This is a genomic window from Erythrobacter sp. R86502 (assembly GCF_042466465.1).
Classification (GTDB): Bacteria; Pseudomonadota; Alphaproteobacteria; order Sphingomonadales; family Sphingomonadaceae; genus Erythrobacter.
Genome location: NZ_JAXHCJ010000001.1, coordinates 281,192 through 303,239 on the forward strand (window position 1 = coordinate 281,192; position 22,048 = coordinate 303,239).

Annotated in this window: 30 protein-coding genes; 10 read left to right on the plus strand and 20 right to left on the minus strand. The window is 61.8% G+C overall.

Going from position 1 to position 22,048, the window contains the following annotated elements:
- Positions 1-15: 15 nt before the first annotated feature.
- The 10 genes from SJY33_RS01255 to leuC all read right to left on the minus strand — a co-directional run bounded on the left by SJY33_RS01255 (position 16) and on the right by leuC (position 9,357).
- Complete coding sequence (locus tag SJY33_RS01255) at positions 16-1,047, minus strand: glycoside hydrolase family 5 protein (RefSeq protein ID WP_379920686.1); 1,032 nt, start codon at positions 1,045-1,047, stop codon at positions 16-18.
- A 57-nt stretch (positions 1,048-1,104) separates the two neighbouring features.
- Positions 1,105-3,615: a glycoside hydrolase family 3 N-terminal domain-containing protein gene (locus tag SJY33_RS01260; RefSeq protein ID WP_379920687.1), complete on the minus strand. Its 2,511-nt coding sequence runs from the start codon at positions 3,613-3,615 to the stop codon at positions 1,105-1,107.
- Positions 3,616-3,878: 263 nt separating this feature from the next.
- Positions 3,879-4,673, minus strand: coding sequence for an NUDIX domain-containing protein (locus SJY33_RS01265; RefSeq protein WP_379920688.1), 795 nt, complete (start codon positions 4,671-4,673; stop codon positions 3,879-3,881).
- 361 nt (positions 4,674-5,034) lie between these two features.
- On the minus strand, positions 5,035-5,364 hold the full coding sequence (gene grxD / locus SJY33_RS01270) for a Grx4 family monothiol glutaredoxin (protein WP_379920689.1): 330 nt from the start codon (positions 5,362-5,364) through the stop codon (positions 5,035-5,037).
- Between the two features lie 41 nt (positions 5,365-5,405).
- Positions 5,406-5,639, minus strand: a complete 234-nt coding sequence (locus SJY33_RS01275) for a BolA/IbaG family iron-sulfur metabolism protein (protein WP_379920690.1) — start codon at positions 5,637-5,639, stop codon at positions 5,406-5,408.
- 3 nt (positions 5,640-5,642) lie between these two features.
- Positions 5,643-5,966, minus strand: coding sequence for a DUF1476 domain-containing protein (locus SJY33_RS01280; protein ID WP_379920691.1), 324 nt, complete (start codon positions 5,964-5,966; stop codon positions 5,643-5,645).
- 88 nt (positions 5,967-6,054) lie between these two features.
- Positions 6,055-7,053 (minus strand): NADPH:quinone oxidoreductase family protein, encoded by a 999-nt coding sequence (locus SJY33_RS01285; protein WP_379920692.1) that lies wholly within the window; start codon positions 7,051-7,053, stop codon positions 6,055-6,057.
- A 26-nt stretch (positions 7,054-7,079) separates the two neighbouring features.
- Positions 7,080-7,679, minus strand: a complete 600-nt coding sequence (leuD, locus tag SJY33_RS01290) for a 3-isopropylmalate dehydratase small subunit (protein ID WP_379920693.1) — start codon at positions 7,677-7,679, stop codon at positions 7,080-7,082.
- A 29-nt stretch (positions 7,680-7,708) separates the two neighbouring features.
- Complete coding sequence (locus SJY33_RS01295; RefSeq protein WP_379920694.1) at positions 7,709-7,882, minus strand: isopropylmalate isomerase; 174 nt, start codon at positions 7,880-7,882, stop codon at positions 7,709-7,711.
- 44 nt (positions 7,883-7,926) lie between these two features.
- The gene (gene leuC, locus SJY33_RS01300; RefSeq protein WP_379920696.1) at positions 7,927-9,357 is read right to left on the minus strand and encodes a 3-isopropylmalate dehydratase large subunit; all 1,431 of its coding nucleotides are present in this window, start codon (positions 9,355-9,357) and stop codon (positions 7,927-7,929) included.
- A 131-nt stretch (positions 9,358-9,488) separates the two neighbouring features.
- Between leuC and SJY33_RS01305 the strand changes: the two genes are divergently transcribed.
- From SJY33_RS01305 to SJY33_RS01325, 5 genes are all read left to right on the plus strand, one after another.
- Positions 9,489-9,905: an acyl-CoA thioesterase gene (locus SJY33_RS01305; RefSeq protein WP_379920697.1), complete on the plus strand. Its 417-nt coding sequence runs from the start codon at positions 9,489-9,491 to the stop codon at positions 9,903-9,905.
- A 168-nt stretch (positions 9,906-10,073) separates the two neighbouring features.
- Positions 10,074-11,123, plus strand: a complete 1,050-nt coding sequence (locus tag SJY33_RS01310; RefSeq protein ID WP_379920698.1) for a sensor histidine kinase — start codon at positions 10,074-10,076, stop codon at positions 11,121-11,123.
- A 369-nt stretch (positions 11,124-11,492) separates the two neighbouring features.
- Positions 11,493-11,774, plus strand: coding sequence for a DUF427 domain-containing protein (locus SJY33_RS01315; protein WP_379920700.1), 282 nt, complete (start codon positions 11,493-11,495; stop codon positions 11,772-11,774).
- 85 nt (positions 11,775-11,859) lie between these two features.
- Positions 11,860-12,657, plus strand: a complete 798-nt coding sequence (locus SJY33_RS01320; protein WP_379920701.1) for a fatty acid desaturase — start codon at positions 11,860-11,862, stop codon at positions 12,655-12,657.
- On the plus strand, positions 12,654-13,193 hold the full coding sequence (locus SJY33_RS01325) for a sterol desaturase family protein (protein ID WP_379920703.1): 540 nt from the start codon (positions 12,654-12,656) through the stop codon (positions 13,191-13,193). The genes SJY33_RS01320 and SJY33_RS01325 overlap by 4 nt, the downstream gene beginning before the upstream one ends.
- A 7-nt stretch (positions 13,194-13,200) precedes the next feature.
- On the opposite strand, the gene SJY33_RS01330 is transcribed toward SJY33_RS01325, so the two are convergent.
- The 10 genes from SJY33_RS01330 to SJY33_RS01375 all read right to left on the minus strand — a co-directional run bounded on the left by SJY33_RS01330 (position 13,201) and on the right by SJY33_RS01375 (position 17,197).
- Entirely contained in the window at positions 13,201-13,611 is a 411-nt protein-coding gene (locus tag SJY33_RS01330; RefSeq protein WP_379920704.1) for a SufE family protein, read from the minus strand.
- Between the two features lie 113 nt (positions 13,612-13,724).
- On the minus strand, positions 13,725-13,976 hold the full coding sequence (locus SJY33_RS01335; protein ID WP_379920705.1) for a hypothetical protein: 252 nt from the start codon (positions 13,974-13,976) through the stop codon (positions 13,725-13,727).
- Positions 13,973-14,308, minus strand: a complete 336-nt coding sequence (locus SJY33_RS01340) for a hypothetical protein (protein ID WP_379920706.1) — start codon at positions 14,306-14,308, stop codon at positions 13,973-13,975. The genes SJY33_RS01335 and SJY33_RS01340 overlap by 4 nt, the downstream gene beginning before the upstream one ends.
- Positions 14,308-14,664, minus strand: coding sequence for a hypothetical protein (locus SJY33_RS01345; RefSeq protein WP_379920707.1), 357 nt, complete (start codon positions 14,662-14,664; stop codon positions 14,308-14,310). The genes SJY33_RS01340 and SJY33_RS01345 overlap by 1 nt, the downstream gene beginning before the upstream one ends.
- The gene (locus tag SJY33_RS01350; RefSeq protein ID WP_379920708.1) at positions 14,664-15,008 is read right to left on the minus strand and encodes a hypothetical protein; all 345 of its coding nucleotides are present in this window, start codon (positions 15,006-15,008) and stop codon (positions 14,664-14,666) included. The genes SJY33_RS01345 and SJY33_RS01350 overlap by 1 nt, the downstream gene beginning before the upstream one ends.
- Positions 15,008-15,319, minus strand: coding sequence for a hypothetical protein (locus SJY33_RS01355; protein ID WP_379920709.1), 312 nt, complete (start codon positions 15,317-15,319; stop codon positions 15,008-15,010). Before SJY33_RS01355 ends, SJY33_RS01350 begins: the two co-directional genes overlap by 1 nt.
- Before the next feature lie 30 nt (positions 15,320-15,349).
- Complete coding sequence (gene pspC / locus SJY33_RS01360; RefSeq protein WP_379920710.1) at positions 15,350-15,727, minus strand: envelope stress response membrane protein PspC; 378 nt, start codon at positions 15,725-15,727, stop codon at positions 15,350-15,352.
- Positions 15,724-16,032 carry an envelope stress response membrane protein PspB gene (gene pspB, locus SJY33_RS01365; protein ID WP_379920711.1) on the minus strand — a complete coding sequence of 103 codons (309 nt, stop codon included), beginning with the start codon at positions 16,030-16,032 and terminating at the stop codon, positions 15,724-15,726. The genes pspC and pspB overlap by 4 nt, the downstream gene beginning before the upstream one ends.
- A 3-nt stretch (positions 16,033-16,035) precedes the next feature.
- The gene (gene pspA / locus SJY33_RS01370; RefSeq protein ID WP_379920712.1) at positions 16,036-17,010 is read right to left on the minus strand and encodes a phage shock protein PspA; all 975 of its coding nucleotides are present in this window, start codon (positions 17,008-17,010) and stop codon (positions 16,036-16,038) included.
- Between the two features lies 1 nt (position 17,011).
- On the minus strand, positions 17,012-17,197 hold the full coding sequence (locus SJY33_RS01375) for a hypothetical protein (protein ID WP_379920713.1): 186 nt from the start codon (positions 17,195-17,197) through the stop codon (positions 17,012-17,014).
- Between the two features lie 158 nt (positions 17,198-17,355).
- Here SJY33_RS01375 and pspF point away from each other — a divergent pair, with 158 nt between their 5' ends.
- The 5 genes from pspF (at position 17,356) to SJY33_RS01400 (ending at position 22,043) form a co-directional block, all read left to right on the plus strand.
- Positions 17,356-18,438, plus strand: coding sequence for a phage shock protein operon transcriptional activator (gene pspF / locus SJY33_RS01380; RefSeq protein WP_379920714.1), 1,083 nt, complete (start codon positions 17,356-17,358; stop codon positions 18,436-18,438).
- 64 nt (positions 18,439-18,502) lie between these two features.
- A complete protein-coding gene (locus SJY33_RS01385) occupies positions 18,503-18,904 on the plus strand; it encodes a PilZ domain-containing protein (RefSeq protein ID WP_379920715.1) in 402 nt (133 codons plus the stop codon).
- 178 nt (positions 18,905-19,082) lie between these two features.
- The gene (gene rimP / locus SJY33_RS01390) at positions 19,083-19,646 is read left to right on the plus strand and encodes a ribosome maturation protein RimP (protein WP_379920716.1); all 564 of its coding nucleotides are present in this window, start codon (positions 19,083-19,085) and stop codon (positions 19,644-19,646) included.
- A complete protein-coding gene (gene nusA, locus SJY33_RS01395) occupies positions 19,643-21,283 on the plus strand; it encodes a transcription termination factor NusA (RefSeq protein ID WP_379923496.1) in 1,641 nt (546 codons plus the stop codon). The genes rimP and nusA overlap by 4 nt, the downstream gene beginning before the upstream one ends.
- Positions 21,264-22,043, plus strand: coding sequence for a DUF448 domain-containing protein (locus SJY33_RS01400; protein ID WP_379920717.1), 780 nt, complete (start codon positions 21,264-21,266; stop codon positions 22,041-22,043). The genes nusA and SJY33_RS01400 overlap by 20 nt, the downstream gene beginning before the upstream one ends.
- Positions 22,044-22,048: the final 5 nt, after the last annotated feature.

Below are 22,048 nucleotides of genomic sequence, written 5' to 3' on the forward strand. Positions count from 1 at the left end.
CGTCTCCCTTTTGCTTCAGTCCTGTTCTTTCAGCCCAAGCGCGCCAAGCATGCCGGGAAGCCACCGTCGCTCCTTCTGGTCATAGAAGGGGAAGGTATTGGCATAGGCCCAGGTGCAAACGCCAATGCCTGTCGGAGCGAAAGCGTCGGTGATCATGCGATGGTATTTTACCCGGTCAGCCAGCGGGATATGCCGATCGAATGCGCCGACTTCGCCCATGAACGGGGTCTTGCCGGTTCGCGCAATATAGCTCAGGATACTGGCGACATCCTTGGCGAGCTGCGCGGCATCTTCAGTGGTCGGGAAAGCGCGCCCCACAGGCGGCATATCGGGTGCGGTCCATTCCGCGCCCTGATGCGTGTAAGTGAAGGGATCGTAATAGTGAAACGTGGGATGGATGTTCGGGTCCTCGGGCAACGGCAGAGTCTCCAGCGACTTGATCCCGCTCCAGTTTTCGCCCCCGACGATCACCGCGCGGGTGGGGTGAAGCGCGCGCACTTCCTTCAACGACGGGGCCAGCGTTTCCAGAAGGTTGGTGTGATTGAAGTTCTTGTGCGGTTCGTTTTCCAGCTCGAACCACAGCGTGTCTTCGGGATATCCGGCAAACCGCGTCGCGATCTGCTTCCACACGCCGCCGTGCCATGCCGCGACGCCCAGGGGATCGTCATGGATCGGATCGAAATGGTGGCTGTTGAGGATGACGTTGAGATCTTCGGCCAGTGCCCAGTCCACGATCTGCTGCACCCGGTCCATCCACTTGGGATCAACGGTGTAGGGTGCCTTGTCGCTCGACTTGTTGTGCCAGCGCACGGGGATGCGCACCGTGTTGAACCCGGCCGCCTTGATCCGTGCGAAATCGGCCTTGCTGGCCGCCGCGCCGCCCCAAGCCCCTTCGGTCTCGGGTTCGAGCGTGTTGCCCATGTTGATGCAGGTGCCGACCGGCAACGGCTTGGTGACGGCGACAGGCTGGGCGGCGAGCGCGCCGCTGATCGGCGCCAGCGTCATCGCGGCCACGGGCAGCAGGGCTGCGAGCATTGAGCGTTTCATCGGTCTCTCCCTTGGGTGCGGCCTTTGCGGCCTGCGTATCGTTCGATCGTCAGCGGCTCATCCGCATGGCAACACCTGCTCGGCGTCGCTGCCCAGCCGGACTTCAGCGATCGCGTAATCGGCCTTGCCCTGCGTCTCGAGCACGAAGGGCCGGGTCAGGCGGGCCACATCCGCGCCGGCATCGCGCAGGCATTTGAGCGGTATGCCGTAACGGACGTAGTCTTCGGTCTCGGGCAGGGTAACGGCGGCAAAGCCTTCGCTGCTCGGCCCGATCGCGCCGATGCGGACAGCATCGGGCGCGTCCCACACCCGCATCGTCACCAGCAGCATGACATCGCCATTGGTCTCGCGCGCCACATCGACTGGATCGAGATTGCCGAGCTGCACGCTCGTCGTCCCGCCCGCGACGGCAAAGCGCCGCGCGCCTTCCTGCACTCTGTAGTTTTCGGCCGTAACCCGCATCCGCCCGCCAAAGGCCTCGGCCGGCTGGGTGGTGATGCGGGTTTCCAGCTCCGGCCCGTCGCCCGCCACCCACAGCGACCAGCGCGATGCGGGATTGCCGGCGGCAAACCATGTGCGGCTGTCGCCGCCGACTTCGCTGGCATCGAGTTCGGGCAGCGCCGTCCACGGTGTGGCGGACGCGCTGTAATCGAGCCCGAAGCCATAGGGGAACAGCACGCCGTCTGCCATCTGCGCCGCGCGCGGCCAATCGGCGGGCAGCGTGCCGGTGAAGTCATGCCGCGGCTTTCCGCGTCCATCACCCACCAGCACGTCAGCCACACCCGCGCCTTCACTACCAGGCAGCCATGCGACCACGAAGGCATCGGCGGCGTTGAGCGCGGGATTCACGTAGAGCGGGCGGCCGGTGATCATCACGGCGATCACCGGGATGCCTTGGGCCTGAAGCTTCTTCATCGTGGCATACGGTGCCGTCAGTTCGGGATCGAGCACCAGCGCGGCGCGGTCGCCCTGAAACTCGGCGTAGGGCGTCTCGCCGAAGACGACCACGGCGGCGTCAGGCTTGTCGGCGTAACTGCCATCGGGCGACAGCACAGCGCTGCCGCCGCCCGCCTCGACCGCCTGCTTGAAGCCGGTCCAGATCGAGGTCGCGCCGGGGAAGTGGCTGTTGTCGATACCCGTCCCCTGCCAGCTCAGCGTCCATCCGCCCGATTGCCGGGCAATGTCGTCGGCACCGTCGCCTGCGACCAGCAGCCGCTTGCCCGGCGCCAGCGGGAGCACGCCCTGGTTCTTCAACAGCACCAGCGACTTCCTCACCGCTTCGCGCGCCACCGCGCGGTGTTCGGGCGCGCCGAGCAATTCATACTGCCCTGAAAAGGGCCGGTCGGATGGCTTGCCGGCGTCGAACAGACCCAGCCGCGCTTTCACCCGCAGGATCCGCGCCACCGCCTCGTCGATCCGCGCCATCGGCACAGTGCCGGCCTTGGCCCGGGCCAGCAGGTCTTCGTAGATCGGCTTCCAGGTATCGGGCGCCATGTACATGTCGACGCCCGCCATTAGCGCCTGCGGGCACACCTCGTTGGTGCAGCCCGCGACCTGTCCGTGGGCGTTCCAGTCCGACACGACGAAGCCACCGAAATCCATCCGGTCCTTGAGCACGCCGGTGACGAGCGAGTGGTTGCCGGTCATCTTGACGCCCTGCCAGCTTGAAAAGCTGACCATCACGGTCGACACGCCCTCGGCAATCGCGGGGCCATAGGGGACGCCGTGAATGTCGCGCAGCGCCTCTTCCGAGATCGAGCTGTCGCCCTGATCGACGCCCTTGTCGGTGCCGCCATCGGCAAGGAAATGTTTGGTCGAGGCAATCACGTAAGGCCCGGCCAACAGGTTGTCGCCCGTGGGCGGCCCCTGCAGCCCGCGCACCATCGCGCCAACGTAGGAGGCGACCAGTTCGGGGTTGGAGGAATAGCCTTCGTAGGCGCGGCCCCAACGGAAGTCCTGCGGCACCGCGACCGTTGGCGCAAAGGTCCACTCCTGTCCGGTGACACGGATTTCCTTGGCGGTAACCGCGCCGATCTTCTCGATCAGCGCCGGATCGCGCATCGCGCCAAGCCCGATATTGTGCGGGAAGATCGTCGCGCCGATGATGTTGGAATGGCCGTGGACCGCGTCGGTGCCCCAGATGATCGGCACGCCGGCACCGCCATCGCTGCGGTCGACCGAGGCCAGGTAGAAGTCATCTGCCGCCTTCAGCCAATCGGGGGCTGGCGAAAGGTCGTTACCGTTAGGGCCGCTGTTGCCGCCGACGAGGATCGAGCCGAGCTTGTACTTTTTCACGTCGGCGGGCGTCACGCAGCACAAGTCCGCTTGGACCAACTGCCCGATCTTTTCCTCCACCGTCATCCGAGTGATCAGATCGCTGATCCGGGCCTCGTGCTCGGGACGGGTGGGGACGGGATAGGTGTAGGCCGGCCAGATGTCCGGGTCGGCGGTGCCCGGCGCGCCGGGCGGCGACGAGGTCGTCTCGGCCGATGCCATTGTCGAAATGCTCACAGCGCCAAGCAGCGCTGCGACGAGCCAAGCTCGTGCGTGGGCCTTGTGGCCTGTCATGTCCCTCTCCCTCGGCGGTGATGCTCACCGTCCCATCAGCTTTTGCTAACGCTAACATTGATGTTGGAAAATCTGCAACGGGAAGTCAATCGCAGTGCTGGGCGCTGATGCTGTGGAACCCGGATAAACCGGGGTCAAGTACACGATTACAGTGGTTTAAAGTAATCCAGAATACGTCTGCGCTAGTGCGAACGAAAAAATGATAGCGATACCATAATTAAGGACGGCGCCGACGCGGCGATTCGGTGCGACATGTTCAGAGGTCAGCCGCGGGCGACGGTTTCCAGCAACTCGCCTGTCACCGGGTAGCCCGCATCCGCGAGGATCGTCAGCCACGGCTTGCCGTCATGCTCCACCACCTGCGGCATTATCGTGCGCACCGGGATGGCTTCGGCCTGCGCGCGGGCTTCCTTGTATGAGCCGAACAGGGCAAGGCGTTCGAGATTGCGGCGGGTGGGGAAGATCAGCTTGATCTCGCCGCGCCCTGCCGCGTCGAGCGCGCCTTGCGCGCTGGTCCAGAACAGGTGGGTGTTTTCCGCATGGTCGATCGACACATCGACCGCGCCCGTGCCCAGATTGGCGAGGTAAAAGCGGGTGTCGTAGATCCGCGAGATCGCCTCGTTCTTGGGAAACCAGCGTGCGAACGGCGTGATCTGCGCCAGGTTGAGCTGCCAGCCAAAGGCGTCAAGCACGGGGGCAAGCGCGCCAGTCTGTGCCAACATTGTGCGGGCTTCAGCCGCGCGTGCTGCATCGATATCGCCCGCAAGCCCCAGCGCCAGCCCGGTTTCCTCCAAAGTTTCGCGCACGGCCGCGATCTGATGGGCTGCTTCATCGGGTGTCAGGCCGGTCTGCGCCGCCACTGTTTCTCCCAAAGCGTAATCAGCAGGGTCGACCCTGCCGCCCGGAAACACCGCCATACCGCCAGCAAAAGTCATGTTGCGCGAACGCACGGTCATCAACACCTCAGGCGCGCCGCCACCGGGGGCGTTGCGAAAGATGATGATGGTAGCGGCAGGAATGCCCTGGGGGCCGGAATCGCTGGGTAGATTGCTGGTCATCGCGGTGAAGGATGGCCTTGCGGCAGGCGCTTGCCAAGGGCCAAGGCGCGATCTTGCCGATTTGTGCGACGGGGTGTCGGGCTGCTTTACAACGCCGCATGACAGGCGGACGGGGTCGGGGCAAAAATTCCCGGATTTCCGTGATTTTTTAGATTTGGCACGCCTTGTGCTAGGTATGCAGCGGTCCCAATGGTCTTTGATTTGAGGCGCGCCCTTTTTGGTCTCCGGGCAGCGCCTCTTCCAAATGAAAAACGCTCCGCACTGGTCCTGCGGAGCGTTTTTTCTTTTCAGCTACAATGCGTTTGGACGCAGCCGTTTTTCTTGGCTTGGCGATAGCAAAAGCCGCTCATGCCGTGCGCGATCAAGCGACCTTGGTGACGCCGCTCTGATCCATCAGCTGCTGCAATTCGCCCGCTTCGAACATTTCCATCATGATGTCGCTGCCACCGACAAATTCGCCCTTAACATACAGTTGCGGGATAGTGGGCCAGTCCGAAAAGGCCTTGATGCCCTGACGGATTTCCATGTCCTGCAACACGTCGACGCTTTCATACGCGACGCCGCAGTGATCGAGGATTGCGATCGCACGGCTGGAAAAACCGCACTGCGGGAACAGCGGCGTGCCCTTCATGAACAGCACAACATCGTTGCTGGTGACGAGATCGGAAATGCGGGTATTGGCGTCGGACATGGTGCGTAGCGCCCCTGATAATTTGGGTGGTTGTTGCGAGATTACGTGGGGACCACGGTGGTCACTTGCAAGGCGTGCAGTTCGCCGCCCATGCGTCCGCCGAATGCGGCGTAGACCAGTTTGTGCTGTGCCACCCGGCTGAGCCCGGCAAATTGCGGCGCAGTCACCGTGGCGGCCCAATGGTCGTCATCCCCAGCCAGATCCCTCAGTTCAACCGTCGCCCCCGGCAAGGCGGCAAGGATAGCTTCTTCGATCGCGCTGGCGGACATGGGCATGGTTCAGACCCCGCCCAGCAGCTGGCGACGGGCTTCGACCGTCATTTCTTCCAGCTTTTCGCGGATGTCGGCTTCGCTGACATCGTTCTGCGCGGCGGTCAGGTCGCCCAGCAGCTTGCGCACCACGTCTTCATCGCCCGATTCTTCGAAATCGGCCTGCACCACAGCCTTGCTGTAGGCATCGGCTTCTTCGGGGGTCAGGTTCATCAACCCGGCGGCCCATTCACCCAGCAGGCGGTTACGGCGCGCTGCGATCCGAAAAGCGGTTTCGCCGTCGAGCGCGAATTTGGCTTCCTCAGCGCGTTCGCGGTCCTTGAAGTCGGTCATGTTGTACGTGTCCCTTCCGATACGATGTGATGCCGCGATAGGGCTGCGCGCACGGGGCTTCAAGCAGGAAGCCCGCGTGCGCGCTGTTTCAATCCATCGTTACCACAAGCTTGCCCACCGCTTCACGTGCTTCAAGCTTGGCGATCGCATCCCCGGCGCGGGCGAGGGGGAAGGTTTCGGAAACCAGCGGATCGATCTTGCCCGCCTTCATCAGGTCGAACAATTCATTTACCTGCGCATGGAAGGCTTCAGGCTCGCGCGCGGTGAACGCGCCCCAGAACACGCCGCAAATGTCGCAGGACTTCAGCAAAGTCAGGTTCAAGGGCATCTTGGCAATCCCGGCGGGGAAGCCGACCACAAGGAAGCGGCCCTCCCAGGCGATGGCGCGCAGGGCCGGTTCGGAATATTGGCCGCCGACAATGTCATAGACGATGTTGGCACCATCGGGCCCGCAGGCCTTCTTGAACGCTTCGGCAAGCGCCTTGGAGGCATCCTTGTCCATCGCTTCGCGTGGGTAGATGACGACGTCATCGGCCCCGGCCTTGCGCGCAACCTCGCCCTTGGCTTCGGATGAGACAGCGGCAACCACGCGCGCGCCGAATGCCTTGGAAAGCTCGATCGCGGACAAGCCCACGCCGCCCGCCGCGCCCAGGATCAGCACGGTGTCGCCCGCCTTGATGTGGCCGCGGTCCTTCAATCCATGGATCGTGGTGCCATAGGTCATCAGCAGGCTGGCCGCCTTTTCGAACGGCACGCCATCGGGAACCTTGAACATCCGATCGGCCGGCACGGCGATCTTTTCCGCAAGGCCGCCATTGCCGATCCCGGCCAGCACCCGGTCGCCTACTGCGAAGCCTTCGACACCTTCGCCGAGCGCTTCGATCACGCCCGAAATCTCGCCGCCGGGCGAGAAGGGGCGCTGCGGTTTGAACTGATACATGTCGCGGATAATCAGGCCATCGGGATAGTTGATCGCGCAGGCCTTCACTGCGACAAGCACTTCGCCGGCACCGGGGGTGGGGGTTTCCACCTCGTCGAGCGTCAGCGTCTCAGGCCCACCGGTGGCGTGGGTGCGAATGGCTTTCATGATGTCCTCTCCCTTTGTGGTATGTGTCAGGTGCCGGTGCCGCGCATCAGCCAGGGCTGTGCGTTGCTTCGGGCCGCCTCGAAATCGCCAATGGCCTCACCCCGCGCCATGGTCAGCCCCACCTCGTCGAGCCCGTTAAGCAGGCAATGGCGCCGGAACGGATCGATTTCGAAGGTAAAACGATCCTGATAGGGGGTGGTAACGGTCTGCTGTTCCAGATCGACGGTGATTGCCAGACCTTCACGTGCCACCTCCAGCAACCGGTCAACCGCTTCTTGCGGCAGGACTACCGGCAGGATGCCGTTCTTTACGGCGTTGCCGGAATGAATGTCGGAGAAGCTGGGTGCGATGACCGCGCGGATGCCAAGATCAAGCATCGCCCACGCGGCGTGTTCGCGGCTCGATCCGCAGCCGTAATTGTCCCCCGCGATCAGGATCGGCCCGCCCTTGTAGGCGGGATCATCAAAGACATTGCCCGGTTCCGCACGCAGCACCTCGAACGCGCCCGCGCCAAGCCCTTCGCGGCTGATGGTCTTGAGCCATTTGGCCGGGATAATGATGTCGGTGTCGACATTTTTCAGGCCCAGCGGAATGGCGCGGCCTTCGACGCGGGTCAGCGGTTGCATCGGGCAAACGTCCTCAATCGGTATAGGGCTCAATCGGTTTCGGGAGGTTCGCCTGACGGGATGGGGCCGGGCTGCGTGGGTTCGTTCTTCGGCTTGCGCTTGCTGGCATACATTAGGGCAGCGGCGATTGCGGCCGATCCGATGGCTCCGGCAGCGGCGATCGCGGCGTTGCGGGCGGTGTTAGATTTGGGCTTGTCGGTCATGTCAGTTCCATGCGCTTCACTGGTCGGCGTTTCAAGGGGCGGGGTCAGGCCAGCTCGCGAACATCGGCCAGCCGCCCGGTCACAGCGGCAGCCGCGGCCATCGCGGGCGAGACAAGATGCGTGCGCGCACCGGGCCCCTGGCGGCCAACGAAGTTGCGGTTGCTGGTCGAAGCGCAGCGTTCGCCCGGCGGCACCTTGTCGGGGTTCATGCCGAGGCACGCCGAGCACCCCGGCTCGCGCCATTCGAAGCCCGCTTCGGTGAAGATCCGGTCGAGGCCCTCATCTTCTGCCTGCGCCTTCACCAGGCCCGAACCGGGTACGACGATGGCCCAGCGCACATTGTCGGCCTTGTGGCGGCCTTTCAGGATCGCGGCGGCGGCACGCAGGTCTTCGATACGGCTGTTGGTACAGCTGCCGATAAAAACGTTCTCGATTGGCACCTCGGTCATCGGCGTGCCGGGGGTAAGGCCCATGTAATCGAGGCTTTTTTGCGCGGCGACACGCTTGCTTTCGTCAGCGAAGTCTTCGGGGTGCGGCACACGTCCGCCGATGGGCACCACGTCTTCGGGACTGGTGCCCCAAGTGACGCTGGGTTCGACTTCGGCGGCATCGATGGTCACGCTCTTGGCGAAGACTGCCCCTTCATCGGTGTGGAGCGTGCGCCAATAAGCGACCGCCGCGTCCCAATCATCACCTTGCGGCGCCATAGGGCGGCCCTTCAGATAGGCAAAGGTCACATCGTCCGGCGCAACCAGCCCGGCGCGCGCGCCCGCCTCGATGCTCATGTTGCAGACGGTGAGGCGCTCTTCAATCGTCATGCGCTCGAACACGCGTCCACGATATTCGATCACATAGCCGCTGCCGCCCGCCGCGCCAATGCGGCCGATGATATGCAGGATCAGGTCTTTCGCGCTGACACCGGGGCCAAGATCGCCGCGCACACGCACTTCCATTGGGGGTGATTGCTGAAGAAGCAGCGTTTGCGTGGCGAGCACGTGTTCGACCTCGCTCGTCCCGATTCCGAAAGCAAGGGCACCCAACCCGCCGTGACACGCGGTGTGCGAATCGCCGCAGACAATGGTGGTGCCGGGCAGCGAAAATCCCTGTTCGGGGCCCACCACATGAACGATCCCCTGCTCCTTGGCGGTGGCCGGGATGTAGCGGATGCCAAAATGCGGGGCATTGCGCGCCAGTGCAGCAAGCTGGGCTGCGCTTTCGGGATCGGCAATCGGTAGGGGCGCGCCATGGGCATCCAGCCGCGGCGTGGTGGGCAGATTGTGATCGGGCACCGCGAGCGTCAATTCGGGACGACGCACCGGGCGGCCTGCCACTCTGAGCGCCTCGAACGCCTGCGGACTGGTCACTTCGTGCACCAGATGGCGGTCTATGTAGATCAGCGCCGTGCCATCATCGCGGGTCTCCACGATATGCGCATCCCAGATCTTTTCATAAAGCGTGCGAGGGCGGCTGGCCATGGTCGCGGGGTCCATCACATCAGGGCAGGGGTGATGCCCCTTAGTCACGATTGCCAAGCGGTTGCAAGATTACGGCGCCAGACCTGCACGAGGTGATGGAATTTGTCATAATCTTGCGCTAGCTTACACGTATGTTAGCAACCGAATCTCCCGCCGCAGCCTTTTGTCATCCGATTACGGTTGAAGCGGCTGACATTGACTTCATGGGGCATGTCAACAATGCCCGCTATCTTGGGTGGGTTCAGGACGCGGTGCTGGCGCATTGGCGCGGGATCGCTCCGGCTGAAGACGTGGCAAGCAAGGCGTGGGTCGCGTTGAAGCACGAAATCACTTATCGCAAGCCCGCCTTCCTTGAAGACGACGTGATTGCGCAAACCGTGCTTGAACGGTTCAACGGCGCACGCGCATTCTATTCCACGCTGATCAAGCGCGGCGAAGAGGTGTTGGCCGAAGTGCAATCGTCATGGTGCTGTATCGACGCCCAGACGCTGCGTCCTGCGCGCATCGGTGAACACCTGCGCGAATTCTTTTTCCCCAAGGCGGAATAAAACGCACCTGGCGTCAGGTTAGCTGTGCGCGGTTTGTCTTGGCGCCTGCTTGACCAGATTTTGGCTTGCTCTACGTATTATCTGCGCAAAAATTATGGTCAATTGACCAAAAGTAGCGGCTTTGGTGACAGCCCCTGCTTGGACTCCGGCGTTTAAGGGTTGAATGGAATGGACGCGGCACCGGATTCCCTTGGATTGACGGATGATCACAAGACATTCGGTTTGAAGCTGGGGCGCATTGGTCTCATCGTTGTCAATTATTCGACCGATATTGTCACGCCCGATGAATTGGCCGCACATTTGTTCGGCCTGCAACCGGGTGAGCCGATCACACGTCATGCGTTCCATCAATGTATTCACCCCGATGACCGCGACCGGATTGTTTCGCACGTAGAAGATCTGATCAGCGCCAACGATCAGGACATTATCGAATTTACGCACCGCTTGCTGGATGCCGACGGTCAGGTCCGCTGGGTTCACGCACGCAAGCAGTTGTATCGTGAACCGGGAAGCACATCGGGCAAAGCGATTTCGGCTGTGGCCGCCGTGCAGGATATTACCGAACGCAAGAAGGCTGAAGAAACAGCACAATATTTGCTAAGAGAACTTCAGCACCGGACACTCAATGTTGCAACGATAAGCTCGTCCTTGGCCCGTATGGTCTATCAGGCCGGGGCGCACGATACGTTTTGGGAACGGTTCGAACCGCGCATCCGCAATCTGATCGAGAACATGCGACTGGATGCACGGGGCAAAAGGCTGGATTTGACGGGATCCCTCCAGCTGGCGCTGTCACCTTATCTCGATCACAACAGAAAAAACGTTGCCATTTCGGGCGATAAGGTCGCGCTTGATGCCCAGCAGTCGCAAACGCTGGCAATGGTGTTTCATGAACTTGCGACCAATTCGCTCAAATATGGTGCCCTGGGGCTACCGGATCGCGAGCTCAATATAACCTGGCGCTACGAGACGGATTCGATGGTGACGTTTTGCTGGAGCGAAGGTCGCCGCGAACCCGGACCCGCTCCGGATAGGGTGGGCTTTGGCACGCAGATCCTTGAAGATTTCGCATCGATGAGCTTGGGCGGAACATCGAAAAGGCGGTTCGACGATGATCGTTTCACGTATGAACTGCGCTTTCCTGTTCGTACATCGTTGGATGATTTGGGTGCGAACAACGCCCTGACCGAATCGTCAATTCTGGCCGATTACAAATGACTGCAAGCGCCAGCCAAAGCAGGAACTAACACGCCGTCTTCAAATTGCGGGACCGCTGATGATCTAAGTGCGGGTGGCTTCGCCCAAAAATTGCGGCGGACCAGCGCTCACCTTCACCAAGATGCTTGAGAACGGCCATTTCCTACGTCGTGCCGGCCACGCTAACCTGTCTGGCATGATCTGCGCCGGTTCCGTCAAACCTGTCGCTTTTACCACGCGCACCTCGCGAGGACAGGTTTTCCTTCCCAGGACAGTGTCTCATGTGTCTCCTACACGCCTGGGAAGCGCTTGCGGTTGGCGGCGATTGCGGGGACAATGGTGCCATCGGCTCCCGCTTCAGGGTGCAGCGTTGCAAAAGGCAGGTGAGGCATGGTCAAGGCAATCTGGAACGGCGCAGTGATCGCTGAAAGTGACGCAACCGTGGTGGTGGAAGGCAACCACTACTTTCCGCGATCCGACGTGCGCGGCGAATATCTGACCGATAGCGGCACGCAGACAAACTGCCCGTGGAAGGGCACGGCGTCCTACTATGCTCTCAACGTTGATGGCGCGGTCAATCCCGATGCAGCCTGGTATTACCCCGACCCCAAATCCGCTGCCGCTGACATTGCAGACCGCATCGCGTTCTGGAAAGGGGTTGAGGTGCGTTGATCCGCGCTGTGCGAAACCGATTTGCGCAGGAACGCCGGGGCCCTATACGCATCCCCATGCCCGTGCAGCGCGTATTTCCTTTGCAATGACCCCGCATCCCGCCCCTTCTTTCGCGCTGCCTGCACGCGGGTATCAGCGCGCCGTGGGCGCAGCGCTGGCGCTGGCGATTGCCGGAAGCTGGCTGGCGATCCACGCCTGGGGCATGTTCGTCTTCGAGATCAGCTGGACCAACTGGCCGCTCGCATTGGCAGTGGCGGTTGTGCAATGCTGGCTGTCGGTTGGGGTGTTCATCGTATGCCACGATGCGATGCATGGAAGCCTTGTCCCCGGCCAGCCGCGCATCAATGCCGCGATCGGCGCTGTGTTGCTGGCGCTGTATGCCGGGTTTGCGTGGCGGCAGCTGCGCGATGCGCATTTCGCGCATCACAAACTTGCCGGTAGCGCAGGCGATCCCGATTTCGACGAACATCATCCTGACAGTTTCCGGCATTGGTATGCCACGTTTTTCCGACGCTATTTCGGGTGGCGATCGCTGCTGTTCGTTCACACCGTGGTCGGATTTTACTGGCTGGTTCTGGATATTGCGATGGTACAGATCGTGTTGCTGTACGGGTTGCCCGCGCTGGGGTCATCGCTTCAGCTGTTCTACTTTGGCACCTTCCGCCCGCATCGTCATATCGAAGGCGAAGATGCGGCAGGCTTTGCTGACCGCCACAACACCCGTAGTGAGGAATTTGGCGTACTGGCCAGCCTCGCCACCTGTTTCCATTTCGGCTACCACCTCGAACACCATCGCCGCCCCGACGTGCCGTGGTGGGCGCTGCCGCGGGCGCGCCGGGCCGGGGTGGGCCAAATTGCATCGATTAAGAAGGTGCCTGCATGAGCTGGCTGGAAATCGTCCTGACCGTTCTGTCCTCGTTGATCGGGATGGAACTGTTCGCGTGGGTCGCGCATAAGTACATCATGCACGGCTGGGGCTGGGGCTGGCACCGCGACCATCACGAGCCGCATCATAACGTTTTGGAAAAGAACGACCTGTTCGCAGTCGTATTCGGCACGATCAATGCGGGCATGTACATTTACGGCGCGCTCTATTGGGACTGGCTGTGGTGGTTTGCCGTGGGAATTACGCTCTACGGCGTCATCTACACGCTGGTACACGACGGGTTGGTGCATCAGCGGTATTGGAAGTGGGTGCCGCGCAAGGGTTATGCCAAGCGCCTGGTGCAAGCGCACAAGCTGCACCACGCCACGATCGGCAAGGAAGGCGGGGTCAGCTTCGGCTTCGTCTTCGCGCGCGATCCGGCCAAGCTGAAGGCGGAACTGAAGCGGCAGAAGGAAGCCGGCGTTGCGGTAGTGCGCGACAGTGTCGGGGCGCCGGGGGGTGAGACGTTCGACGCGGTGGGCCGCAACCTCTAGGTCAGGGTCATTCCGCCGCCAGACGGGCAGCGTGTTCCTTGACCAGCGCGATCATGTTGGGAACGCCTTGCGTGCGGTTGCTCGACAGCTGATTCTTGAGCTCGAACGGGGCGAGCGCGCCCATGACGTCCATCTGCGCCACTTCGGCAGCAGGGCGGTCCTGCACCGCGGCGATGACCAGAGCGACAATGCCCTTGGTGATCGCAGCGTTGCTGTCGGCAAGGAAATGCAGCTTTCCTACTTCTGATCCCGCAGGATAGACCCACACCGCTGCTGAACATCCGCGCACCAGTGTCGCATCGGTCTTGAGCGCGTCCGGCATCGGTTCAAGCGCGCGGCCCAGTTCAATCAGCAGGCCATAGCGATCGTCGCCTTCGAGGAATTCGTACTCTTCAAGGATATCGGAAAGGGTGCGCATCCCGAAAGCGTTAGGCAGGCTGGATGAGAAACGGAAGGGGAGATTTGCCCGGTGATGCCATCAACCCTTAACCAGTGCGTCAGTTGACATGGAGCCAACCGAAGCTGGCGTGTTTACAGTTCGACGCCGCTGGCGATGGCTTCAAGCTTGCGGATGCGTTCCTTCAGATCGGCCAGTTCGATCCGTGCGGTTCCGATGCTGGAGCCTTCATCGGCGGCGGGGCGTGCGGCCGAGCGATCAAGCTCCTGCCGCTTCAGGTCGAGCCAGCCCTGCCAACCGCGCAGCAGCGCCGCGGCAATCACGATGACCGCGATCAGGCCCGATGTGGCCATGATCACGAAGGGGTCGAGAAGGGGCGTCATCATTCGCTCTGTTCCTCCTTGGATGCAACGCGCCCGGTCATGGCGCCGCGCAGGCTTTCGATCTCGGCGGCAATCGCGTCGGCGTTGCGCGCTTCCGAGCTGTTCTGGTCTGTGGCGATGCGTTCAAGCACGCGGACGCGCGCACGCAGATCGCCGAGTTCGCGGATGGCATCGGCCGAACCCTCGATCCGGCTGTCACCGGGATGCGCGGCCTTTTCGAGATGCTTCACCCGCTTGGACAATTCGCGGGTCTGGTCCGCAAGTTCTTCGCGCTGCTGGCGTTCGCGCCAGTACAATACGAACAGAACTAGCGAGACGATGGCCCACATGCTCATCAGGCTTCACCCTTGTCCCGGAGCCCGGACAGCGCACGGTCCCGCAGCGCGTCAATCTCTGCGCCAAGCTGATAGCCGCCGTCAGTCACGATGCGTTCGACATTCACCAAACGGTCCTTGATGCTGCCAAGCTCAGCGCGCAATTCGGCGTTTTCCTGCGTCAACAATGTCACGCGGTGCGCGGTTTCCTTGTCCGAGCCGGGCTTGAGCGACTGGCCCCACATGCCTTCGAGGGGGTAGCCGTTCTTAATCTTCATGCGGGTGGTCTGGAACGATGTCACGATGCCCGCTGCGCCCAGGGTAAAGGCGCCGGCAATGATCCATCCGAGATAAGGGAGGAAGTCGACAAATTCCATCACACGCGCTCCTTCTTGGCGAGGTTCAGCGGGACGCCGCCGGTGTCATCAAAGCGGCGGTTATCGCGCAGCGCCTCGATTTCGTCGGCGAGCGAATAGCCGCGATCGGTGACGATCTTTTCCAGCACGATCATGCGGTCCTGCATCGCGTCGAGCTTGTCGTGCAGGGCCTTGTTCTCGGCCTTGAGCCGCTCAGCTTCGGCGGTGTTCGAAGGTTCGACCTTGCGACCCCAGGAATCTTCCAGCGCATAGCCGTGCTTCGCGCGGATCCAGTTGTTGATCAGCCAGGCACCCAGGGCGAAGATCGCCATGACCGCGATGAAGAATGATTTTTCCATTTCCATCACACGCGCTCCTTCTTGTCCAAGCCAAGCGGTACACCGGGACCGTTTTCGTCTACTCGGCGCTGATCGCGCAGCGCCTCGATCTGGGTGGCGATATCGTAGCCACGGTCGGTGACAATGCGTTCTAGTACCTGCACCCGGTCCTCCAGCCGTTGAATGTGACTGGCATATTGCGCTGCCTTTTCGGCGGTTTCGGTGGCCACCGCCTTGGTTTGCAACTTGGCGACCTTTTCCTTGTGGTTTGTCCAGACCCCGAAGAAGCCGAGCAGAATGCCCAGAATCGGGATCATCAGCGCCATGTAGCCTTCCATAACTTCACTTCCCTGTTGCGTGGTTCCGGCTTAGCGCAGCCGTTCGATCTCTGCGGTCAGGCGGGGGTTGCTGCTGACATAGTGGTGTTCCACTGCGGCCAGGCGCCGGTCGATGTCGCGATAGGCTGCCCGGATTTCGCGCGCGGTGCGCTTGGGATTCTGACGCACGCCCTGCCAGTATTTCTGTTCGCTTTCGTCGCGGTAGAGATAGGGCGGCTTCTTGTTGAGCAGCATTCCGGCGATGAAATAGGCGATGATCGAAGGCCCGCCAGTGATGAAGATCGACAGCACGGCCAGCAGGCGCACCCACAGGACATTGATCCCGGTGTAATCGGCAATCCCGGCGCAAACGCCCATGATCTTGCCATTGTGCTTGTCACGGTAAAGCGAGGTGCGGGGGCTGTTCACAGGCGCAATCCTTTCTTTTCAGCGATCAGTGCTTCGAGTTCGCGAAGCTGCTGATTGTCCTTTTCGTTATCCGCAATCAGGCGGCGGGCGGGGCTGAATTCCGGATCGTCGCTGGCGACCAGCCGTTCGACGGTATCCATGCGTTCATCGAGCCGCTTGGCGAGGTTGTAGAGCTCTTCAAGGAGCACCTCGTCATCGGTGGTGATCGTGGCAGCCGTTTTCCATTTGGTGATGTAATGCATGATTACCCACGGCAGACCGATAAAGATCGCCGGAACTACGAAGATTTCGCTTCCAAAATCCATGGCTTATTCCCCTTGTCCCGGCGCGTCTTTGCCAAGCGCCTTTTTCATCGCGGCCAGTTCGTCATCGATGGCATCCGATCCGGCCAACGCGGCAATTTCATCCGACAGGCTGGGAGGGCCATCTTCGGCAATCCGCAGCGCATCGGCGCGGCCTTCTGCGTAATCGACCCGGCGTTCGAGCTGGTCAAAGCGGGCCAACGCTTCGTCGGTGCGTTCGGTGCTCATCAGTGTGCGCAGCTTCACCCGGTTTTCCGCGCTTTCAAGACGCGCTGCAATTGCGGTCTGGCGGCTACGGGCCTCGCGCAGACGGTGCTGCAGCTTGGCGATGTCTTCTTCATAGGCGCGCAGCGCATCATCGAGGACCGCGATCTCGCTTTTGAGCTGATCGGCCATGTCGCCCGCCTTCTTCTTTTCAACAAGAGCCGCGCGCGCAAGGTCTTCGCGATCCTTTGACAGTGCGAGCTGCGCCTTTTCCGCCCAGTCGGCCTGGAGCCGGTCCAGCTTCACGCAGTGGCGGTGCATTTCCTTTTGGTCGGCAATCGTGCGCGCCGCACTGGCGCGGACTTCGACAAGGGTTTCCTCCATTTCAAGGATGATCATGCGGATCATCTTCGACGGATCATCCGCCTTGTCGAGCATGTCGTTGAAGTTCGAAGCAAAGATGTCGAGAGTGCGGCTGAAAATGCCCATGAAGGCTACTCCATCGAGAAACGAATTGCCCCGGCCTTGCGTCTGCGTGCGTTCATCCTGCGGCGGGGTGCTGGCCCGGCCAGATTGCCCTACACCAGGGTTGCGGCGCAAGGCCTCGATTTCCTCATCGAGGCGCGACAGACGCCCGGCGCTGAGCAGGCGGGAAGGTTGGGCCGGAGCATTGCTGTCAAACGCGTCGCGTGTGGGACGTGCGGTGCGGTCAGCATCGGCAGGGGGGACATCCTGCGAGGGGCGCTCCGGCCCGAGGGGGTCACGGGGATCGCCCATCTTAAGCGAGCTCGATCATCATGCCCGCGTTGGCGGCGGGGTGGGCAATCGGGGCGGCGTGTGCAGCGCCGGGCTGAATCTGCGAGGACAGCGCGATCATCATCGCCATGGCGGCGATGCTGGCCATTGCGGCGTGACCAAGCTTCGATTGCCAGAAACCGGCATGTGCAGCGTTGCGGTCGATCATTGTGAGCCTCCCAAGTGGTGTTCGTGGTCTTGCCCATCATTTTGCAACCCCCGTGCCAAACCTCGGAAATGGCGCAGATCCGGCATTTTCCGCTAGGTGGGGACATCAGCGATTGGTCTGTATTGCCAAGCATTGGTGTTTTTCACTATAGTTTGGATGTGAAGCTCGAAAGCCAGTTCATCGGTCAGTCAGGGGCCTTTCTCGATGCGGTTGAACGCGCGAGTCGGGCCGCCGCGATGAACCGCCCCGTTCTTGTCATTGGCGAACGCGGCACGGGTAAAGAACTGATCGCCGAACGTCTTCACCGCCTGTCGAGCCGCTGGGACGAACCGCTGGTTACAATGAACTGTGCGGCTTTGCCTGAAACGCTGATCGAAGCCGAGTTGTTCGGGCACGAAGCCGGCGCTTTCACCGGCGCAACCAAATCCCGCGCCGGTCGGTTCGAAGAAGCCGATCGCGGCACGTTGTTTCTGGATGAACTTGGCACATTGTCGATGGGCGCGCAGGAGCGGTTGCTGCGCGCGGTCGAATATGGCGAAATTACCCGCATCGGCGCCTCGCGCCCGACACGGGTCGACGTGCGGATTGTGGCGGCCACGAATGATGATCTGCCACTGTTGGCATCGCAGGGCGATTTTCGCGCCGACCTTCTTGACCGGCTCAGCTTCGAAGTGATTACCTTGCCCCCGCTACGCGTGCGCGAAGGTGATATCGGGGTTCTGGCAGAGTATTTCGGGCGGCGCATGGCGGCAGAACTCGATTGGGAAAGGTGGCCCGGGTTTGCGCCGCATGTGATGGATGCGCTGGAAGACTATGCCTGGCCCGGTAACGTGCGCGAGCTGCGCAATGTGGTCGAACGTGCAGTCTATCGCTGGGATGGGCCGGACCGGGCGATCGCGCATGTGCAATTCGACCCCTTCGACAGTCCGTGGCGCCCGCGTCCGCCCGAACACCGGCGGCATCCGGCGCAAGCGTCGGCATCAAGTCCGTCCATCGCAGCGTCCTCCGGTTTGTCGTCAGCCCCGGCTTCGGCCAGTTTTGACAGCATCGAAGACCTTCGCGGCGCAGTGGACGCGCACGAACGCGCCATCCTAGCCCACGCGCTGGGCAAACATCGCTGGAACCAGCGCCAAACAGCCCGCGCGCTTGGCCTTACCTATGACCAGTTGCGGCATTGCATCCGCAAGCACGCGCTGATGGAAGGGCAGGATGAAACAGCTTCGGATGGTGCGTCCGACTGACTAGGTAAAGAGCCGGAGGGCCGCGCTAGGGCGGTCTGAACACCCACTGGCGATGCTTGGCACAATGTCCAAGCCTGCGCATCCGTCTGCCGCCGAAACTCTTGCCGCCGTCGGCCGACGTACTGCGGCGCGTCTGCGGCTTTCGATCCCGGCACGCTTCATCAGCACTGATGGCACGCATGATTGCGTGCTGATCGATCTTTCCAGCACCGGCGCCCAGATTGCGATGGCCGCCCCGCTGCCGCGCGGTGCTACCGGCTACCTGAAGGTCGCAGAGCTTGAAGTATTTGGCGAAGCGGTGCGGTTGATATCCGGGAACAGGGGCGGAGTGAACGGGCTCATGTTCGATGATCCTTTGCCGCGCGGCGCGGTGCTTGCGGTGCGGCAGCACGCCGAAACCTTCAGGCAACGCGAACACAGCGCGCTGCTGGATCAGGTTCGGCGATGGGTTATGGGGGATATCTGATCGCGGCGTGCAGGGGCACCGCTTGCGGTTCTCTCTTGCCAAATCGGGTCTTACGCCATAAGTGAGCCTCCAATCCCGGCATTGTCGAGACAAGGTTAGGATGCTGGCGCCTCCCGGGGCCGGCCCCATGACCCGTTTCCGTGATACCGAATCGCCATTACGCCCTTATGGAGCATCGATGACTGATATCGCGCGCCTTACCCAGTTGATTGAACCTGAAGCCACGGCCTTGGGGTTTGAACTGGTGCGCGTGGCGATGATGCCTTCGGAAGCGGGTGATGGCGGAATGGCCTTGCAGATCATGGCGGAAGACCCAGAGACCGGTCAGCTTGTGATCGATCAGTGTGCCGCACTGTCGCGCCGGGTGTCCGATGTGATCGATGCTGCTGAAGAGGCGGGCGATGTGCTGATCGAAGGGGCCTATCATCTCGAAGTCAGCTCACCGGGGATCGATCGGCCGCTGACCCGCGAAAAAGATTTCGCCAACTGGGCAGGGCATGACGTGCGGATCGTCATGGACAAAGATTATAATGGCCAGCGCGTCAACAAGGGCGTGCTCGGCGGGCTTGAGGATGGTATGATCCTCGTTGTCGAAGCCAAGGCTGGCGATGTACGCCTGCCACTGGCGCAAGTTCATACGGCCAAGCTCGTCCTGACCGACGCGTTGATTGCCGCCACCCGCCCGCTGGATACCAGCGGCGCCGATGAACTCATCGAAGAAGAAGAAAAGGCAGACGACTGATGAGTGCCATTTCCGCCAACAAGGCAGAACTTCTCGCAATCGCCAACGCGGTTGCCTCGGAAAAGATGATCGACAAGTCGATCGTCATCGAGGCGATGGAAGAAGCGATCCAGAAATCCGCGCGTAACCGTTACGGGGCGGAAAACGACATTCGTGCCAAGCTCGATCCGCTGACTGGCGATCTTACGCTTTGGCGTGTGGTCGAGGTGGTCGAAGAGGTTGAAGACTACTTCAAGCAGGTCGATCTGAAGCAGGGCGAAAAGCTGCAGCCCGGCGCCAAGGTTGGCGATTTCATCGTCGATCCGCTGCCGCCGGTCGATCTCGGCCGCATCGACGCGCAGTCCGCTAAGCAGGTGATCTTCCAGAAGGTCCGCGATGCCGAGCGTGAGCGGCAGTTCGAAGAATTCAAGGATCGTCAGGGTGAAGTCATCACCGGCGTGATCAAGTCGGTCGAATTCGGCCACGTGATCGTCAACCTTGGCCGTGCCGAAGGCGTGATCCGCCGCGATCAGCAGATCCCGCGCGAAGCCGCCCGCACCGGCGAGCGTGTGCGTGCGCTGATCACCAAGGTGGAACGCAACAACCGCGGCCCGCAGATCTTCCTCAGCCGCGCGCACCCCGACTTCATGAAGAAGCTGTTCGCGCAGGAAGTGCCCGAAATCTACGACAACATCATCGAGATCAAGGCCGCCGCCCGTGACCCGGGCAGCCGCGCCAAGATCGGCGTGATCAGCCGCGATTCGAGCATCGACCCGGTCGGCGCCTGCGTCGGCATGAAGGGCAGCCGCGTGCAGGCCGTCGTGCAGGAACTGCAGGGCGAAAAGATCGACATCATCCCTTGGTCGGAAGACACCGCGACCTTCGTGGTCAACGCGCTCCAGCCCGCCACGGTCAGCCGCGTCGTTCTCGACGAGGATGATGGCCGCATCGAAGTGGTGGTGCCCGATGATCAGCTGTCGCTGGCGATCGGTCGCCGCGGTCAGAACGTCCGGTTGGCAAGCCAGCTCACCGGCCACCAGATCGACATCATGACCGAGGAAGAAGCCTCGGAGAAGCGCTCCAAGGAATTTGCCGAGCGTTCGAAGATGTTCGAAGAAGAGCTGGACGTCGACGAAACGCTCTCGCAGCTGCTCGTTGCCGAAGGTTTTGCCGAGCTCGTTGAAGTGGCCTATGTCGATCTGGCAGAACTGGCCAGCATCGAAGGGTTTGACGAAGACCTTGCCGAAGAACTGCAAAGCCGTGCGCTCGAAGCGCTCGAACGGCAGGAAGCCGGGCATCGTGATCAGCGTCGCGAATTGGGTGTTGAAGATGCCTTGGCCGAAATCCCGCACCTTACCGAAGCGATGCTCGTCACACTGGGCAAGGCAGGGATCAAGACGCTCGACGATCTGGCCGATTTGGCCACCGATGAGCTGATCGCCAAAAAGCGTGAAGCGCCGCGTCGCCGCAATAACGATGCCGGTCCGCCGCAGCGTCGTCCGCAGCGCGAAACCGACAAGGGCGGTGTGCTGGGCGAATACGGTCTTTCGGACGAGCAGGGCAACGAGATCATCATGGCAGCGCGCGCGCACTGGTTTGAGGATGATGTCGTCTCCGAATCGACTGAGGAGGCCGCCCATGCGGACTCCACCCAATGAGCGCCTGACGTCCGACATCGATGGGCCTGAGCTTTCGGCACCTGCCGGGAGCGAGCGGCGCTGTATCCTCACCGGGGCGAGCTCGGCGCGGGACAATCTGTTGCGCCTGGCAATTTCGCCGGATGGCATGGTGTTGCCCGATGCAGCTGCCAAGGCGCCGGGTCGCGGCGCATGGATCGGCGCGACACGGCAGGAACTTGAAAATGCGCTTGTCGAAGGCCATCTTCGCAAGGGGTTGATGCGCGCCTTCAAGGGCGCGCCTCTGGCAATCCCTGATGATCTACCGGAAAAGGTCGAAGCTGCCTTGGTTCGCCACGCCTGCGATCGGATGGGCTTGGAACTTCGATCAGGCAATATCGTGATGGGTTCGGCCCGGATCGAAGAGCAGGCCCGCAGTGGCCGTATTGCGGTTCTGCTTCATGCTTCGGACAGTAGCGATGATGGGCGGCGCAAGCTCGATCAGGCATGGCGAGTGGGCACGGATGCCGAAGGATCGGGATTGCGCGGGCAGGTCTTGCCACTAGACCGCACCGCGCTGTCTGTGGCATTGGGCCGGGACAATGTTGTCCACCTGGGCGTCGCCGGTCATCCGAGCGACATGCGCGCGGCGAACCGCGTGCTTCAGGCGGTATCCCGGCTGGTGCACTATGTCGGGAATGACGGGACGAGCGAGACGAATGAGACGGGCCGGGACGCATCCGGCCGCGCTGATCTGCCATCGGGCGGGCCGGCGACCATTGATGAATACGTGAAGGACTGACGAGC

Excerpts from the sequence above, each read along its gene's own strand:
- SJY33_RS01255 (WP_379920686.1), bottom strand. The coding sequence starts at position 1,047 with ATGAAACGCTCAATGCTCGCAGCCCTGCTGCCCGTGGCCGCGATGACG.
- SJY33_RS01260 (WP_379920687.1), bottom strand. The coding sequence starts at position 3,615 with ATGACAGGCCACAAGGCCCACGCACGAGCTTGGCTCGTCGCAGCGCTG.
- SJY33_RS01265 (WP_379920688.1), bottom strand. The coding sequence starts at position 4,673 with ATGACCAGCAATCTACCCAGCGATTCCGGCCCCCAGGGCATTCCTGCC.
- grxD (WP_379920689.1), bottom strand. The coding sequence starts at position 5,364 with ATGTCCGACGCCAATACCCGCATTTCCGATCTCGTCACCAGCAACGAT.
- SJY33_RS01275 (WP_379920690.1), bottom strand. The coding sequence starts at position 5,639 with ATGCCCATGTCCGCCAGCGCGATCGAAGAAGCTATCCTTGCCGCCTTG.
- SJY33_RS01280 (WP_379920691.1), bottom strand. The coding sequence starts at position 5,966 with ATGACCGACTTCAAGGACCGCGAACGCGCTGAGGAAGCCAAATTCGCG.
- SJY33_RS01285 (WP_379920692.1), bottom strand. The coding sequence starts at position 7,053 with ATGAAAGCCATTCGCACCCACGCCACCGGTGGGCCTGAGACGCTGACG.
- leuD (WP_379920693.1), bottom strand. The coding sequence starts at position 7,679 with ATGCAACCGCTGACCCGCGTCGAAGGCCGCGCCATTCCGCTGGGCCTG.
- SJY33_RS01295 (WP_379920694.1), bottom strand. The coding sequence starts at position 7,882 with ATGACCGACAAGCCCAAATCTAACACCGCCCGCAACGCCGCGATCGCC.
- leuC (WP_379920696.1), bottom strand. The coding sequence starts at position 9,357 with ATGGCCAGCCGCCCTCGCACGCTTTATGAAAAGATCTGGGATGCGCAT.
- SJY33_RS01305 (WP_379920697.1), top strand. The coding sequence starts at position 9,489 with ATGTTAGCAACCGAATCTCCCGCCGCAGCCTTTTGTCATCCGATTACG.
- SJY33_RS01310 (WP_379920698.1), top strand. The coding sequence starts at position 10,074 with ATGGACGCGGCACCGGATTCCCTTGGATTGACGGATGATCACAAGACA.
- SJY33_RS01315 (WP_379920700.1), top strand. The coding sequence starts at position 11,493 with ATGGTCAAGGCAATCTGGAACGGCGCAGTGATCGCTGAAAGTGACGCA.
- SJY33_RS01320 (WP_379920701.1), top strand. The coding sequence starts at position 11,860 with ATGACCCCGCATCCCGCCCCTTCTTTCGCGCTGCCTGCACGCGGGTAT.
- SJY33_RS01325 (WP_379920703.1), top strand. The coding sequence starts at position 12,654 with ATGAGCTGGCTGGAAATCGTCCTGACCGTTCTGTCCTCGTTGATCGGG.
- SJY33_RS01330 (WP_379920704.1), bottom strand. The coding sequence starts at position 13,611 with ATGCGCACCCTTTCCGATATCCTTGAAGAGTACGAATTCCTCGAAGGC.
- SJY33_RS01335 (WP_379920705.1), bottom strand. The coding sequence starts at position 13,976 with ATGATGACGCCCCTTCTCGACCCCTTCGTGATCATGGCCACATCGGGC.
- SJY33_RS01340 (WP_379920706.1), bottom strand. The coding sequence starts at position 14,308 with ATGAGCATGTGGGCCATCGTCTCGCTAGTTCTGTTCGTATTGTACTGG.
- SJY33_RS01345 (WP_379920707.1), bottom strand. The coding sequence starts at position 14,664 with ATGGAATTTGTCGACTTCCTCCCTTATCTCGGATGGATCATTGCCGGC.
- SJY33_RS01350 (WP_379920708.1), bottom strand. The coding sequence starts at position 15,008 with ATGGAAATGGAAAAATCATTCTTCATCGCGGTCATGGCGATCTTCGCC.
- SJY33_RS01355 (WP_379920709.1), bottom strand. The coding sequence starts at position 15,319 with ATGGAAGGCTACATGGCGCTGATGATCCCGATTCTGGGCATTCTGCTC.
- pspB (WP_379920711.1), bottom strand. The coding sequence starts at position 16,032 with ATGGATTTTGGAAGCGAAATCTTCGTAGTTCCGGCGATCTTTATCGGT.
- pspA (WP_379920712.1), bottom strand. The coding sequence starts at position 17,010 with ATGGGCGATCCCCGTGACCCCCTCGGGCCGGAGCGCCCCTCGCAGGAT.
- SJY33_RS01375 (WP_379920713.1), bottom strand. The coding sequence starts at position 17,197 with ATGATCGACCGCAACGCTGCACATGCCGGTTTCTGGCAATCGAAGCTT.
- SJY33_RS01385 (WP_379920715.1), top strand. The coding sequence starts at position 18,503 with ATGTCCAAGCCTGCGCATCCGTCTGCCGCCGAAACTCTTGCCGCCGTC.
- rimP (WP_379920716.1), top strand. The coding sequence starts at position 19,083 with ATGACTGATATCGCGCGCCTTACCCAGTTGATTGAACCTGAAGCCACG.
- SJY33_RS01400 (WP_379920717.1), top strand. The coding sequence starts at position 21,264 with ATGCGGACTCCACCCAATGAGCGCCTGACGTCCGACATCGATGGGCCT.